Consider the following 13,968-nt stretch of genomic DNA (forward strand, 5'->3'; position numbering starts at 1 on the left):
CATAGTCGGGCAGCCGCTTGTCGCCTCACCACGTGGGAGGCTGTGAATCTGAAAGGCGGTCCTTTGTGGATTTCACACAACGAGCCCGGATCCTCCTCACTCAGCTCGACGATATTGCGGCGTCGCGGGTGGCCGCGGTCTGGGAGCAGCTGCCCGGTTACGACGACGCGCGGATGGACGTCGCCGACCTGGCCGACGTGGTCGCGCGGAACGTGCGGACGCTGATCACGGTCGTGGCCGAACGCCGCACCCCGCAGGGGGAGGAGCTGGCGCCCGCCACCGCGCTCGGCGAACGGCGCGCGATCCAGGGCGTGCCGGTGGAGGGCGTGGTCGCGTCCTGGCACGCCGCCGAGCGCGACCTGCTCGAACGGTTCGCCGCGGCCGGCCCCCCGCTGGACACCATCGGTCTGATGGACCTCTCGCGCCGGCTGGCCGCGGTCACCGACGCCATGATCGAGGCGACTCTGGACGCGTACCGGGCGACACGCACCGAGTCGGCCGGCCACCTCGACCAGATCGCCACCGATCTGGTGTCGCGGCTGGCCGGTGGGGAACCGCTCGACCCCGCTGACGTCGAGGAACGGGCGCGGCTGGTCGGCGTGCAGGCGCAGCAGCCGCACCGCGGGGTCGCGATCGACCTGCCCGGGGGAGCGTCACCGCTCGCGCTCGCCGGCGCCCAGCGCATCATCGTGGACGCGATCCGGCCGAGGTTGCGGAGCCGGCTGCTCGTCGGAGGCATGGGCTCCGCGCTGCTCCTCGTGCTGGCCGACATCGACGGGATCGTGGACCTGCTCGGGCGGGCGGCGGCACGGCCGGGCCTGCCGGCGGGACTCGTCATCGGCCTGGGGCAGCCGCGGCCGCGGCTGGGCGAGGTCGGCGCCTCGTGCCGGGAGGCGCTGTCCGCGCTGGAGGCCGGCCTGCGGATGGGGGCCGACCGGGCGGTCGTCCCGTTCGAGCGCGTCATCCCCGAGGTGCTGCTGATCGGCAACCCGCTGGACGCCACGCGGCTCACCGAGACGATCCTCGGCCCGCTGCGGAGCAACCCGGCGCTGGTGACGACCTTGCGGGTGCATCTGGCCAACGGGCTGTCCACGCGCGCCACCGCCCACGAGCTGTCGGTCCACGAGAACACCGTCGGCTACCGGCTGCGCCGCATCCTGCAGCTCCTGGGCGCCGAGCAGCCGGCCGACCTGGTGCGCCCTGACGTCCTGCTCGCCTTGCGTGCCGACGAACTCATGATCACCGAGCCGGCTGACGCGCCGCCTCCCGGATGAGGCCGGCGGTGCGAACCGATCGGCCCGGGGCCGACCGCGTTGACGCGGATTCGTACCCCGTCATGCAGGATCCGCATAACGGATAAATGGTGACGTGTCCGATGCAGGCGTGTCACCGCCACCCGCCGAGCCCGCTGTCGATCTCGACCTGCGGCTGGTGCGTTCCTTCACGGTCGTGGCTGAGCACCTGAACTTCGCCCGCGCGGCCGCCGCGCTGCACCTGGCCCAGCCGTCCCTGAGCCGGGCCGGCGACCGCAACCCGCTCGTCGCCCACTTCGTGGAGTCCGCGAAGAACCTTCTCCTCCGCGACGCCTGACCCGCCCCTGGCGCGTCGCGGGATCGGGTCAGGAGAGCAGCTTCTCCGGGGTGATCGCCTCTGGTCGATCAGGCGGGGCAGGGTGAGTACAGCGGCCGGGTGCCGGTGGCGTAGGCCGACGCGTCGGTGAAGCGGCAGCCGTAGGCGGGGTCGGCCAGCGTGGCGGGGCTGGTCACGTTGTCGCCCGCGGGCCGCTTTCCCGTGCGCTGCCACCGTACGAGGTCATCCCAGGCCGCGCCGGCCTCGGCGGAGCTGAACTCGCAGTGCCCCGCCGCCCGGATCGCCCGCTGCACCAGCAGCTGGGAACGGCCCTGGTGGGCGACGTCGGCCCGGTAGTACTGCTCCATCGAGAACGGCACGAAGTTGTCACCCAGGTTGTGCAGCGACAACACGGGTACGCCGATCTTGCCCGAGACGCTGGGCACCTCGGTCAGCCGCCGCGTCTGGCGCGCCTCCGGGTCGGCCGGATCGACCCGCTGCACGCTCGCGTTGACATTCACCGGCGTGGCGGGGCGGTAGACGGTGCCGCGGTTGGTCGCCACCCTGCCAGGCTCCTGCGCCAGGGTGCCGCCCGCGTCGGGCCCGGCCAGCCCGAACAGGAAGTCCTGCCAGTACGCGAACGCCGCCGCGGCTCCGGGACGCTCCCCGCCGCCGAGGTTGACGACGATGGAGCGGAACTGCCTGCCGAGCTCACCGGTCGGATCAGTCCCGCCGGTCAGTCCCAGCCGCTCCTTGATCCGAGGGACGATCGAGGTCGCGTAGTCCGCCGGGATCGGATAGGCGGGCACGTCGGCCAGGTCCTGCGCGAGGAGTTGGAAGTCGAGGAAGAAGTCGAACAACTCGTGGTCACCGAGCACCCCGCACATGGGCAGCGCGGCGGCGTACAGGCCGGGGTACTGCTCGATGGAGCGGGCCGTGACGTGACCGCCCATGGACACACCGGTGATGTACGTCCGGTGCGGCCGGCCCACCGTCTTCGCGAAGCGTTCGACGAGGCCGCGGGTGCTGAGCACGCCCGCCCGCACGTCGTAGTCGTTGGCGTAGTAGGAGGAGGCGGCCCAGGCGTATCCCTGTTCCAGCAGGCGCTGCCGCAGGCCGTACGCGGGCTCGTCCACGGTGAGCACCCGCGTGTCGCCACGGTAGCCGTGCGCCCACATCACCAGGTCGCCGTTCCAGCGCGGCGGCACCTCGATGTCGAAGGCCGCGTGCTCGTGAACGCCCTGGTGGACCCGGCTCGGCTTACCGCGCAACGATGGCCGGGGTCAGGGGTGCGTTGTCGATCGTGTAGCCCGGTAAGGGCTGGTCGCCGGGGACGTCGGCGGCCGCTCCCGCGGCGGGCACGGGCAGGATCGCGCATAACGCGGTGGCCAGAACGACCGCGAGGGGAGAACGCATCGGCCGTCACCTTTCTTCTCGGGCGCTTCGGGGGTGCATGACCATGACGATATGACGCTCGCCCCCCCCGGAGGAGAGACGCGGCGAGGGCTGAGCGCGCGTCTCCCTCGCTCAGCCCTCGCCGCACCGGGCCTGCCCGGTCGGAGTGGTTCCGCCTCAGCCGCAGGCCTTGCCCGTGGTGCCGCTGCCCCTGTTGACGCGGCCGATCCCGAGCGACACGCTGCCCGTGGCCTGGGCGCACACGCCGCTGGGCGCGTAGACCATGTCGCCCCAATGGTGCCCGCCGTTCCCGGCGCGGTAGCTGAAGGATCGCCTCTTGGAGCTGGTGAAGACCGTGATCTGGCCGGATCCCTTCTTGGACACTGTCACCTCGCCCCAGTTGGTGCCGCAGCGACGGGAGTAGTACAGCCGGATCGCGCCCAGGCTCTCACCGATCTCGTTCTCCAGGTAGGCGTGTTTCCCGGTGTACACCTTGGTGCGGGCGCACCCGGTCTTGTACGGGTCTTTCCCGTCGTAGGTGTGGGCGCTCGCCGGTCCTGTGGTCAGCAGGAGCGTCGAGATCGCCGTCACGGACACCGCAATGGCTGCTACGTGGATCTTCATGTCGAACCGAACTCCTTGTCGTAGAGGTTCGGGCGTACGAAGACGGCCGAAGCCCTCCGCGTCGCCCAGGGTGCGTGCCGCCGGTGGTTGACCGGGATACCGGCGCCGCCGGATGTGAAACGCCCCGGCTCAGCGCATCGGGGCTGGGATGTCGCGATGAAAGCGGGAACGGGTCCGACTATGCCGGGGTCCCCGGGCGGCGGGCAACGAACATCTGCCGGATATTCGTCCAAACATTGTCCAGGCGTTCGGTTGGACAATGGAGCCACGGCCGCTTGGAATCTACAATGTAAAGGCGCTCGCTCAGATCAATTCCCCACACCTCAAAGACCCGGCTGCGATGATCGCAGGCGCGGCGGCGTTTCAGCGCGGAATCACCCAGCTCGGCGCCCAAGTCCCGGCGGCGTCGTGGCTGGTCGCCGTGGTGGCGAGGTGGGCGCGGAGGGTGGCCAGCCCTGGGTGGGGGTTGTCGCGGCGGCACAGGAGCGAGTGCGGGTAGACGGGCGTCGGGTCGGTCACCGGGATGCGGCGCAGGCCGTGGCCGGCGGGCCAGACCAGGCGGGTCTGCTCGCTCATGAACGTGGCCAGGGCCGGGGTGTCGGCGATGGTGTCGAGTAGCGCGTCGGAGCCGAAGTTGGGGCCGGTCGCCTCGATGGTGAGGCCGAACTCGGCGACGAGATCGTCGTAGTAGGCGGCCCACTCGGTGCCGGGGACGATGCCGGGCATCCAGATCCGGTGCCCGGTGAGCTGGGCGACGGTCACCGACCGGGCGCCCGCCAGCGCATGGGCGGGCCCGGTGAGGAGCTGGAGCGGCTCGTCGAGCACCCGGACGGACTCGATGTCCTGGGGAAGGGGCCGGCCGGGCACGGCGACGGCGCGGAAGGAAGCGTCGATCGTACCGGACCCAATGGCGGCGACGGCCGTCTCGACATCGAACAGCATCACCACGTCGAGCTCGATCTCGGGGTGCGCGCGGTGGAAGGCGCGCATCAGGCCCGAGGCCGCGCTGCGTGAGGCGATCACATCGACGCGCAGCGGACGGCTGCCGGGGAGCACGGACGCGACCGCGCGCTCGGCGACGCGCAGCAGCTCGCGCGCGTGGGGGAGGAACGCCTGCCCGTCGATGGTGAGCTGGGCCCCGTGCGCCGTGCGGGTGAACAGCCGCACCGCCAGGTTCTTCTCCAGTCCGGCGATGCGCTTGGAGACGGCCTGCTGGGTGAGCGACAGATCTGCGGCGGCGTGCTGGAACTGGCCGGTGTCCACGATGGCGACGAACGTGCGCACAGCATCAAGATCCACGGGAATCGACCCTAGCGCACAACCAACAGTTGTGTAGCGTCGGTCAGCCGGTTGTTTGATGAGCCAATGGGTTGCGCATTCTGATCTCCCAAATCAACGGGTGGTTGTCCCCTGGCGCCGAAGCACTTCGCTGATCGTCGCCTGACGACGCCACCGTCCTTCCCGCCGCCTCGTGGCGATGGGCGTCTGAGGCAGCCCGTGCCTCGGCAATCGTCACCGCCGAGAAGCCTGCGGCTGCCGCAGGGCATATCCGTCGAATGATAAACTCCGGCAAGTTCTGGATAGACCTGTAATGCTTGATCCGGGCTGCACCGCGACACAGCGAATATCAGGACGTCCCATGGCGAGAATCATCAGCGAAATGCTCGATAAACGTGAGATACAGAAGTATCTGGAAGGTGTCGTGGACCCCGATCTGGAATGGATGCTCGCGGACATCCATGCCGGCCCGGAAGAGTGGGTCACCACTGTCGATAACGGGATTTCCATCAACGAGGACGACAGTGAGCGATGCCTCCTCAAATACGAGCTCTGGGACGGGCCGCCTCCCCTGCTCGCCTCCTGGGACAGGACCTGGACCGGAAGTGTGGTCCTGACCTCAGGAAAGGTCGTTGCCGTCAGCGGCTATTCCGGCGGAACGTCATACGGCGCAGTATTCGACCTCGGCCGGAGAGACACCATCTGGAATGTCGCAATCAATCGGAAATCCCTCGGGCACGACGAGTTCACGCCGGACATCGTCAGCTTCACCCTGCTGAAGCTGACGTTCTGGCCCACAACCGCGTAAGACCGTGACGTTCGCTTACGATCACTTGCGGTGGACATCCGTCGCGAATACATCGTGATCTACGGTGAAGGTCACCTGCGTCGTGTGCCGGCGGCGCGAAAATCGCGCGTTCCAGCATGAAAGGCATGGGAGGGTCAGAGCTGGGCGGCCGTGCGGATCAGCCTGGCGAGGGCGAGGGAGCGGCTGTGCGGGGGCCAGGCGATGTGGGTGACGACCGGGGGTGCGTCGGTCAGGGGGACGGCGGCGTGCTCGGCCCACAGCCAGGCGCGGGCGGAGTCGGGGAAGACGGCCACGGTGCGTCCGAGGGCGATCAGCTGGGCCAGCTGCGTCTGGTCGTGGATCTCGGGGCCCGGACCGGGGGAGTAGACGCCGTGGCTGGGCCAGCGGGCGAGTGGAAGATCGGGGATGTCGCTGACCTCGGCCACGGACAGAGTCGTGCGGGCGGCGAGGGGATGTCTGGCGGGCAGGACGGCGACCTGCCCCTCGGTCAGCAGTTCCTCGCTGTCGAACCCGGCGAGGGAGTTGAACGGCGCGTGCATGAGCGCCACGTCGGCGCGGCCATCGCGCAGCATCCCTTCCTGCTCGCAGAGGCCGCACGGCAGCACCTCGATCTCGGCGGCATCGGGCTCGGCCGCGTGGGCGTCGAGCAGTTTTCGCAGCAGCTCGTGAGAGCCGGCGGCCTTCACCGCCAGCACCAGGCGATTGCGGGAACCGTCCGGACTGTCAGCGCCACCGGCGCGACGGGTGCGGCGAGCGGCGGCGGTGGTCGCGTCGAGGGCTGCGCGGCCCTCGTGCAGCAGCACCTCTCCGGCGCCGGTCAGGGAGACGCCGCGGCGGTTACGTTCCAGCAGAGAGACGCCGAGGCGCCGCTCGAGCTGCTGGATCGCCCGGGACAGCGGCGGCTGGGCCATGCCGAGGCGCTCGGCGGCGCGGCCGAAGTGCAGTTCCTCGGCGACGGCCATGAAGTATCTCAACTCGCGCGTCTCCAAGGTGTCCACGGCCACAGCATACCCAGTGATACCTACCGGGTATGACAGGGCACCGTATCGGTGTTGGAGGCACCGCTCGTCCGAGCGCGACCATCAACGGTATGAGCGAAACGAAGATCGCGCTGGTGACCGGCGCGAACAAGGGAATCGGATACGAAATTGCGACCGGGCTGGGCGCCCTCGGCTACCGCGTGGGCGTGGGAGCCCGCGATGAGGCCCGGCGCGAGACCGCCGTCGAGAAGCTGCGCGCCGCCGGGGTGGACGCGTTCGGGGTGCCGCTGGACGTGACCAGCGCCCAGAGCGTCACCGATGCCGCGGAACTGATCGACCGGCAGGCCGGGCGCCTGGACGTCCTGGTCAACAACGCCGGCATCTCGGGAGAGACGGGTCCGGGGTGGGAGCAGGACCCGACCACGCTCGACCTCGACATGGTCCGCACGGTCGTGGAGACCAACGTCATCGGTGTCATCCGGGTGACCAACACGATGCTGCCGCTGCTGCGGCGCTCGGCGTCGCCCCGCATCGTGAACGTCTCCAGCAGCGTCGGCTCCCTGACCCGGCAGGCGGATCCGGACATCGAGATCGGCCCCATCATGGCGGCCTACTCACCGTCGAAGTCGTTCCTCAACGCCGTCACCGTGCAGTACGCCCGGCAGTTCGCGGGTACGAACATCCTGATCAACGCCGCCTGCCCGGGCCTGGTCGCGACCGACTTCACCGGCTTCCACGGGCCCCGCACCCCTGAGCAGGGCGCGGCCACGGCGATCCGGCTCGCCACGCTCCCCGACGGCGGCCCGACCGGTTCGTTCTTCGAGGACGACGGCGTCATCCCCTGGTGACCCCGCCGCGCCCCTGACGCACCGTCGCCACGGATAAGTGCTTCGCCACGGGGACGGGATCGGGATCACCCGCGCGGGCGTTCGTCACGGGGACGGGATCACCCGCGCGGGCGTTCGTCACGGAGACGGGACCACCCGCGCCGCGGAGGCCGGCTGCTCGGGACGCGGGCCGCCCTTGGGCCAGCCCATGGAACCCGGCTTGACAGCCTCGCGGCGGATCCTCTTCGACACTACGAACTTGCAGGTCACCTCCTTGATCACCGCACCCATGCGGCCGCCGATGTAGACGTTCACCGCGGTGTCGTCCTTGCGGGCGAGCTGCCGGATGCCGGCGTGCCGGCCGAGGCTGACGCACGCCCCCGTGAAGGCCAGGTTGATCACCGCCGGTTCGGTCCCCGCGATGCGGCTCAGCACGGTGTCGGCGGCCTGCGCCCCGAGCGGCCCGGCGGCGTAGCCGCTCATCCGCAGCGGTCGGCCCGACGGGGCGGCGGCGTCGCCGGCCGCGACGATGCGCTCGTCGTCGACGCTGGTCAGCGTCTCGTCGGTGAGCAGCCGGCCGAGCGCGTCGGTGCGCAGCCCGCTCGCCGCCGCCAACTCCGGCACACCGAAACCGGCCGTCCAGATGGTGACTGCGCTCTCACGCACCCCACCGTCGGCCAGGACGACCGCGTCCGGCCGGACCTCGTTCACGACGGCGGCCTCGAGTACGGCGACACCGTGCCGGGTCAGCCACCTGGCGACGTATCGGCGAGCCGGCGCGCTCAGGTAGGGCGCCAGGGTCCTGCCACACACCAGCGTGACCCCGCGTCCTTGTTCGGCCAGCTCGGCGGCCGTCTCGATGCCGGTCAGCCCCCCGCCGACCACGGTGACCGGAGCGTCGAGGGGCAACTCCTCCAGCCTGGCGCGCAGCCGTCGCGCGTATTCGAGTTCAGCGATGTCGAAGGCGAATTCGGCCGCGCCGGGCACCGATGACGGGATCGCCCCGGTGCTGCCGACCGCGTAGATGACGTAGTCGTAGTCCAGCGCGCGGCCCGAGGCCAGCCGCACCGTACGGGAGGCGCTGTCGATGCGTGCGACGCTGTCGACGACCAGCTGGATCCCCTCGCCGAGCAGCGTGCGGTAGTCAATCGTGGCCTCGCCGGTACGGGCCACGAGCTGGTGCAGCCGGATGCGTTCGACGAACTCCGGGCGGGGGTTGACCAGGGTGATGTCGATATCGGAGCGTATCCGCAGATGGTTGGCCGCGAGAGTTCCGGCGTAACCGCCGCCGATGACGACGACCTTGTGGTGTCCGGGCGTGGACATGGTGGGGTTTCCCTTCTCGATCTCAGCAGGGGGTTGCCGGCGCGGGGACGATCACGTGGTTCTCGGCAGTGATCCGAGTGCCGGCCGGGGTGGCTACCTTGTGTGTCTCACCAGTCCGACAACACAACCCCCCGCAATGTGAGGCGACGCGCCGACCTCACAGTTCACCGCCCTGTCTTGTCGAACTGGTGAGGACGGATCGAACGAAGGATGTGCGGCAACACCATGACCACCCCATCGGAGCCAGGAGGCGGCCGGCTCGATCCCGGCCTGGCCGCGATCATGGGCGAGCGGCGCCAGCTGACCAATCTCGCCTATCGGCTGCTCGGCTCCCTGGCCGACGCCGAGGATGTCGTCCAGGAGACCTACGCCCGCTGGTACGCCATGTCCCCGCAGCAGCAGGACGCCATCGATTCCCCCGGCGCCTGGCTGACCAAGGTGGCCAGCCGCATCTGCCTCAACGTGCTCTCCTCGGCACGGGCCCGGCGGGAGACCTACGTGGGCGAATGGATCCCCGAGCCGCTGCCCGAACCTGCGGAGTGGTTCAGCGGGCGGCCGAACGCCTTCACCGTCGACCCGGCCGACCGGGTCACCCTCGACGAGTCGGTCAACATGGCCTTCCTCGTCGTGCTGGAATCGATGACCCCGGCCGAGCGCGTCGCGTTCATCCTGCACGACGTCTTCCGGTACGCCTTCGCCGAAGTCGCCGAGATCGTCGGCCGTACCCCGGCGGCCTGCCGCAAGCTGGCCTCCTCCGCCCGGCGCCGCATCCGCGCCGCCCAGGCTCCCGCGACGCCGGCGGCCCGGCAGGCCAAGATCATCAGGGACTTCAAGCAGGCCTGGGAAGCCCAGGACATCGACGCCCTCATGGGCCTCCTCGACCCCGACGCCACCGTGATCGCCGACAGCGGCGGCCTCGCCAGTGCCATGCTCCACCCGATCGAAGGCGCCGAGCAGATCGCGCGCTCCCTGGCCAAAATCGCCGGCAGGCTCCGCGGCCTGACGCTCCTGGAGCGTACGGTCAACGGCCAGCCCGGCCTGGTGGCGCAACGAGATGGCGTCACCGTGACGGTGTACGCGTTCGAGGTCGCGGGCGACCGGATCAAGCACATCTGGGGTGTACGCAACCCCGGCAAGCTCCGGCCCTGGGCGGTACGCCCAGAGCGCCAGGAGACTCGGGAACAGCAGGGGTGATCTCAGCCGGGCGTGGAACGGGCTCGGTTCGAGCTCCTTGACCGAAGGGTTCGCCGGAACCCCCGACCCGCGATGGAGCGGCAACACACAAGACGTTCAACGTCACTTGTCTGAATACGCGGAGAAGCCTTCACAGATGATGCGCCGCCTTGAGCCGCGGATCACCGAGATCGTCCAGGGAGTTCTGGACGATCTGGAGCGGGCCGGCAAGCCCGCCGACCTGGTGTCCCACTTCGCGCTGCCGGTGCCGTCGCTGGTGATCTGCGAGCTGCTGGGCGTTCCGTACGCCGACCGGTCCGCCTTCCAGGAGCGCGCCACCCGCCTGCTGGACACCTCCTTGCCGATGAAACAGCGGCTCGCGGCACGGCGGGAGGAGCGCGCCTACATGGCCGACCTGGTCGACCGCGCCCAGGCCGACCCGGGCGAGGACCTGCTCGGCATGCTGGTGCGCGAGCACGGCGACGATCTCAGCACCGACGAGCTGATCGGCATCGCGGTACTCCTGCTGCTGGCCGGCTTCGAGACGACCTCGAACATGCTCGGCCTGGGCACCCTGGCCCTGCTGCGGCACCCGGGCCAGCTCGCCAGGGTCCATGACGATCCGGCGCTGATCGAGCCCGCCGTCGAGGAGCTCTTGCGCTGGTTGTCCATCGCGCAGCTGCCGCCCCGCACGACCACGACGGACGTGGAGATCGCCGGTCATGCCATCCCCGCGGGCTCCCTCGTCCTCTGCTCCCTTCCGCTCGCCAACCGCGACCCCGCCCTCATCGACGATCCCGGCACCCTCGACCTCACCAGGGGAGCCGCAGGCCACGTCGCCTTCGGCCACGGCGTACACCACTGCCTCGGGGCGCCGCCGGCACGAATGGAGATGCGCATCGCCTTCCCCGCCCTGCTCCGGCGCTTCCCCGCCCTCGCCCTCGCCGACCCGGACGAACAGGCCGACTTCCGGGTCTCCAGCGCCGTGTACGGCTTGCACACGCTGCGGGTGACCTGGTGACCTGGGCGGTACTGAGAGCTGACGCCCAGGCCAGGGCCAGCGCGACGGCGGCAGCACTTTCCCAAAGTATTTTTGCAAAATTACTTTGGGAAAGACGTCGGTGGATCTACTCTGCGGTCATGGCCAGTGAAGAGCACAAGCGCGTTCTCGACCCTGAGCAGGATGCCGCCGCGCTGAAGGCACTCACGCACCCCTTGCGCATCCGGCTGCTCGGGTTGTTGCGGCAGGACGGACCTGCCACCGCGAGTGAACTCGCGGTCAGGACCGGACAGACATCCGCTTCCACCAGCTATCACCTGCGGGTTCTGGCGAAATATGCGTTCGTCGCCGAGGCCGAGCACTGCGACAGGCGAGAGCGCCGCTGGCGGGCGGTGCACCTGGTGACGTCCTGGAGCAACAAGGAGATGGACGCCGCACCGGAAAGCCGCGCCTTCGTCAGCTTCGCACGCAGGCGCCAGATCGAACACCTGGAGGCGTCCCTCGCCCGGCATGAGGCCGACATCACCGCCGGGCGGCTCGGCCAAGAGTGGCTGGAACCATCGGATATATCCGACCTGCTGCTCCGGCTGACCCCCGAGTCTCTCACCGAGCTGCGGCAGGTGCTCGATCGGAAAGTAGCGGAACTGACCACCCGCGACGCGGACGACCCGCGCGCCGCGCAGGTGGTCCTCCTCATCGCCGGCCTGCCCCTCGCACCGCACGATCCCGCCCTGGATCCGGACGCCCCCCTTCCGGAGCCTGCGGACGGGGACATATCGTGACCGAGCCGCTGAACACGCCCGCCGCACGTCGCCGCTACGTCACAACCTGTGTGCTCTTCTGGTTCCCGGCCGGTCTGACCATCGCGCCCCTGATCCTGCTCTTCACCGAACGGGGCATGTCCCTCGTGGCCATCGCGGGCTTCTTCGCCGCGCACTCTTTCACCGCCGCCGCGCTGGAACTGCCCACAGGGGGGCTGTCCGACGTCCTTGGCCGCCGAACCGTCCTGGCCGCCGCCGGTGTGCTGAACCTGACCGCTTTCATGCTTCTGGCTCTGGGCGCCGCACCCTGGGTGCTCACCTGCGGCATGGCCCTCATGGGCGCGGGCCGAGCCCTGTCCAGCGGGCCGGCCGAGGCCTGGTACGTCGACATCGTCCATACGCACTCCGGCCCTGACACCGACCTGCGCCCCGGTCTGGCCCGGGGGAAGGCCGCGACCTCGGCTGCCCTTGCCACCGGCACCCTGCTCGGCGGCGCCGTGCCCTGGCTGCTGGCAACCGGCCCCGACGTGGGTACGCGGCTGCGCGAAGCGACCTCCGGCCTGGTTCTTCCTCTGTCGACCCCGCTGCTGCTGGCCGCTGCCGTCGAGATCGCCTTCGTGCTGTACGTCCTGGCAGCCCTGCGCGAGCGACCCCGGCCGGCGGCCACTCTGCGCGGCGTACTGCGAGGTATCCCTGTCACCATCGCAGGCGGACTCCGTCTGGGCGCACGCGACGCGCTGGTCCGCCGCATCCTCCTCAGCGCGGGGGCCGCCGGCGGTGCCCTGGCCGCCATCGAACTGCTCACACCGGGCCGCGTCGCGACCCTGACCGGCGCGCCCGAGTCAGGCGCGGTGGTCTTCGCCTCGCTCGCTTGCGCCGGTTTCCTCTGCTCGGGCCTCGGGAGCCACCTCGCACCGCTCATCGCACGCCTGGCAGGCAGCGGCGAGCGCGCGGTCCAGGCAAGTCTTGGGACCAGCGCCGGCGGCCTGCTGCTCCTCGGCGCCACCGCGGCCTTCACCGGCGCACCCGCGACGGCCCTCGCGGCCATCGGCTACGGCCTGGTGTATCTCGGCCGCGGCTCCGCGAGCCCGAGCGAGAACGATCTCCTGCACCGCCGTGTCACAAGCGCCGGCCGCGCTACCGCCTTATCCGTCCAGTCTCTGGCTCTGCAACTGGCCGGCGCCCTCACCGGCCTGCTCATCGGTGTCCTGCCGCCCGGCCCGATTCCCTGGCTGCTGGGAGGCACCGTATTGCTGGCAGGAGCCCTCCTGTGGATCCACCGCGGCGAACCCGCGTCTGCGACCGCCACGGGAGTACCCCAGCACACCACGGTGCCGCCCTCTGAGGGGCGGGGAATCTGACCGACGGATCAGAGGAAGGAGCGCGGAGGTGTTCTCACGTCGGCAGCCGTTCCGTGGTCCGCGCGAAGCCCCGCACCCGCAGACCGCGCCAGCCCAGGAACGAGGACGGCGCCGACGACCAGGTGCAACAGGACCAGCACCAGCGTCGCGACGGTGCCGACGCCGCTGCCGACCGGGCCGAGCAGGGACAGGGCGAGCACGACCAGGGCGACGATCGTCCAGATCCGGCCGGGCCGGGACACGAATCGCTCCAGAACGGCCAGCAGCGCCCAGCCCGCCAGCCCCGCCAGCAGGCTCGCCACCACGACCGGCACCGGCCCCACCGATTGCGTGCCGTCTCCCATCCGCACGGTCAGCGCCGTCCCGGCCACCGGCACCGCCAGGGCCCAGACGGCCAGGGCGGCCGCGGGCGCGCCGATCACGGTGAGCAGAAGTCTTCTGATGGAGGTGTTCATGCCGGCCAGCCTCGCCCGCAGGCCCGGTCCGCCGCATCGGGCGCACGGTCGCGCCCTGTCCTCCTCCGGTGGGGTACGGGTCCGACTTTGGTAGGTGATGGCTCAGCCGTACCGGCGACTACCCTGGCTCGGTGAGCAAGGTCCGACCCCCGTACCCGCTCGCGGTGGCCGGCGTGGTCCTCGCGGTGGGCGCGCTGAACGCCGTGACGCTGTGGGGCCTGGCCGGCCGGCCCACGTGGGGGCTGGACGTGGCGGTCGCGGCGGTGAGCCTGGTCGCCGCGCTCGCCCAGCTGCGCTGGCCGGCCTCCGGAGCGCTGGCCGCCACCCTCCTGGCCACGCTCTCCCCGGTGGCCACGCCGGCGGCGACGACGGGGGCGCTCCAGGTGGCCCAGCGCAGGCGCCTGCCCGTCG

The 13,968-nt window shown here is 70.5% G+C and carries 15 protein-coding genes and 1 pseudogene; 9 read left to right on the top strand and 7 right to left on the bottom strand.

Annotated elements, in window-relative coordinates; genetic code table 11:
* Positions 1–65: 65 nt before the first annotated feature.
* Together ACFPZ3_RS58815 and ACFPZ3_RS58820 are read left to right on the top strand one after the other, a co-directional pair.
* Positions 66–1,274, top strand: coding sequence for a PucR family transcriptional regulator (locus tag ACFPZ3_RS58815; protein WP_379523178.1), 1,209 nt, complete (start codon positions 66–68; stop codon positions 1,272–1,274).
* Positions 1,275–1,368: 94 nt separating this feature from the next.
* Entirely contained in the window at positions 1,369–1,590 is a 222-nt protein-coding gene (locus tag ACFPZ3_RS58820) for a LysR family transcriptional regulator (RefSeq protein WP_379523179.1), read from the top strand.
* A gap of 68 nt (positions 1,591–1,658) precedes the next feature.
* On the opposite strand, the gene ACFPZ3_RS58825 is transcribed toward ACFPZ3_RS58820, so the two are convergent.
* The 4 genes from ACFPZ3_RS58825 to ACFPZ3_RS58840 form a co-directional block, all read right to left on the bottom strand.
* Positions 1,659–2,840, bottom strand: a complete 1,182-nt coding sequence (locus ACFPZ3_RS58825; RefSeq protein ID WP_379523180.1) for a DUF6351 family protein — start codon at positions 2,838–2,840, stop codon at positions 1,659–1,661.
* Positions 2,830–2,985 carry a hypothetical protein gene (locus ACFPZ3_RS58830; RefSeq protein WP_379523181.1) on the bottom strand — a complete coding sequence of 52 codons (156 nt, stop codon included), beginning with the start codon at positions 2,983–2,985 and terminating at the stop codon, positions 2,830–2,832. Before ACFPZ3_RS58830 ends, ACFPZ3_RS58825 begins: the two co-directional genes overlap by 11 nt.
* A 156-nt stretch (positions 2,986–3,141) precedes the next feature.
* On the bottom strand, positions 3,142–3,588 hold the full coding sequence (locus tag ACFPZ3_RS58835) for a DUF2690 domain-containing protein (protein WP_379523182.1): 447 nt from the start codon (positions 3,586–3,588) through the stop codon (positions 3,142–3,144).
* Positions 3,589–3,951: 363 nt separating this feature from the next.
* Positions 3,952–4,893, bottom strand: a complete 942-nt coding sequence (locus tag ACFPZ3_RS58840; RefSeq protein ID WP_379523259.1) for a LysR family transcriptional regulator — start codon at positions 4,891–4,893, stop codon at positions 3,952–3,954.
* A gap of 334 nt (positions 4,894–5,227) precedes the next feature.
* Here ACFPZ3_RS58840 and ACFPZ3_RS58845 point away from each other — a divergent pair, with 334 nt between their 5' ends.
* Entirely contained in the window at positions 5,228–5,674 is a 447-nt protein-coding gene (locus ACFPZ3_RS58845) for a hypothetical protein (RefSeq protein WP_379523183.1), read from the top strand.
* A 134-nt stretch (positions 5,675–5,808) separates the two neighbouring features.
* Here ACFPZ3_RS58845 and ACFPZ3_RS58850 read toward each other — a convergent pair whose 3' ends face one another.
* Entirely contained in the window at positions 5,809–6,672 is an 864-nt protein-coding gene (locus ACFPZ3_RS58850) for a LysR family transcriptional regulator (RefSeq protein WP_379523184.1), read from the bottom strand.
* Positions 6,673–6,764: 92 nt separating this feature from the next.
* On the opposite strand from ACFPZ3_RS58850, the gene ACFPZ3_RS58855 reads away from it, so the two are divergent.
* Positions 6,765–7,502, top strand: coding sequence for an SDR family oxidoreductase (locus ACFPZ3_RS58855; protein ID WP_379523185.1), 738 nt, complete (start codon positions 6,765–6,767; stop codon positions 7,500–7,502).
* 117 nt (positions 7,503–7,619) lie between these two features.
* Here ACFPZ3_RS58855 and ACFPZ3_RS58860 read toward each other — a convergent pair whose 3' ends face one another.
* A complete protein-coding gene (locus tag ACFPZ3_RS58860) occupies positions 7,620–8,807 on the bottom strand; it encodes an NAD(P)/FAD-dependent oxidoreductase (protein ID WP_379523186.1) in 1,188 nt (395 codons plus the stop codon).
* Between the two features lie 225 nt (positions 8,808–9,032).
* Here ACFPZ3_RS58860 and sigJ point away from each other — a divergent pair, with 225 nt between their 5' ends.
* The 4 genes from sigJ to ACFPZ3_RS58880 all read left to right on the top strand — a co-directional run bounded on the left by sigJ (position 9,033) and on the right by ACFPZ3_RS58880 (position 13,102).
* Complete coding sequence (gene sigJ, locus ACFPZ3_RS58865) at positions 9,033–10,001, top strand: RNA polymerase sigma factor SigJ (protein ID WP_379523187.1); 969 nt, start codon at positions 9,033–9,035, stop codon at positions 9,999–10,001.
* A 136-nt stretch (positions 10,002–10,137) separates the two neighbouring features.
* Complete coding sequence (locus ACFPZ3_RS58870; RefSeq protein WP_379523188.1) at positions 10,138–11,001, top strand: cytochrome P450; 864 nt, start codon at positions 10,138–10,140, stop codon at positions 10,999–11,001.
* The gene (locus ACFPZ3_RS58875; RefSeq protein WP_379523189.1) at positions 10,998–11,762 is read left to right on the top strand and encodes a helix-turn-helix domain-containing protein; all 765 of its coding nucleotides are present in this window, start codon (positions 10,998–11,000) and stop codon (positions 11,760–11,762) included. The genes ACFPZ3_RS58870 and ACFPZ3_RS58875 overlap by 4 nt, the downstream gene beginning before the upstream one ends.
* Complete coding sequence (locus ACFPZ3_RS58880; RefSeq protein WP_379523190.1) at positions 11,759–13,102, top strand: MFS transporter; 1,344 nt, start codon at positions 11,759–11,761, stop codon at positions 13,100–13,102. Before ACFPZ3_RS58875 ends, ACFPZ3_RS58880 begins: the two co-directional genes overlap by 4 nt.
* 8 nt (positions 13,103–13,110) lie before the next feature.
* On the opposite strand, the gene ACFPZ3_RS58885 is transcribed toward ACFPZ3_RS58880, so the two are convergent.
* Positions 13,111–13,557, bottom strand: coding sequence for a DUF6069 family protein (locus tag ACFPZ3_RS58885; RefSeq protein ID WP_379523191.1), 447 nt, complete (start codon positions 13,555–13,557; stop codon positions 13,111–13,113).
* A gap of 131 nt (positions 13,558–13,688) precedes the next feature.
* Here ACFPZ3_RS58885 and ACFPZ3_RS58890 point away from each other — a divergent pair.
* Positions 13,689–13,968: pseudogene (locus ACFPZ3_RS58890) on the top strand (sensor histidine kinase); the annotation flags it as partial.

The sequence above is a fragment of the Nonomuraea insulae genome (assembly GCF_042656245.1).

Bases quoted from the DNA above. Each gene is read 5' to 3' on its own strand.
- ACFPZ3_RS58830 (WP_379523181.1), bottom strand. From the start codon at position 2,985: ATGCGTTCTCCCCTCGCGGTCGTTCTGGCCACCGCGTTATGCGCGATC.
- ACFPZ3_RS58835 (WP_379523182.1), bottom strand. From the start codon at position 3,588: ATGAAGATCCACGTAGCAGCCATTGCGGTGTCCGTGACGGCGATCTCG.
- ACFPZ3_RS58845 (WP_379523183.1), top strand. From the start codon at position 5,228: ATGGCGAGAATCATCAGCGAAATGCTCGATAAACGTGAGATACAGAAG.
- ACFPZ3_RS58855 (WP_379523185.1), top strand. From the start codon at position 6,765: ATGAGCGAAACGAAGATCGCGCTGGTGACCGGCGCGAACAAGGGAATC.
- ACFPZ3_RS58860 (WP_379523186.1), bottom strand. From the start codon at position 8,807: ATGTCCACGCCCGGACACCACAAGGTCGTCGTCATCGGCGGCGGTTAC.
- sigJ (WP_379523187.1), top strand. From the start codon at position 9,033: ATGACCACCCCATCGGAGCCAGGAGGCGGCCGGCTCGATCCCGGCCTG.
- ACFPZ3_RS58870 (WP_379523188.1), top strand. From the start codon at position 10,138: ATGATGCGCCGCCTTGAGCCGCGGATCACCGAGATCGTCCAGGGAGTT.
- ACFPZ3_RS58885 (WP_379523191.1), bottom strand. From the start codon at position 13,557: ATGAACACCTCCATCAGAAGACTTCTGCTCACCGTGATCGGCGCGCCC.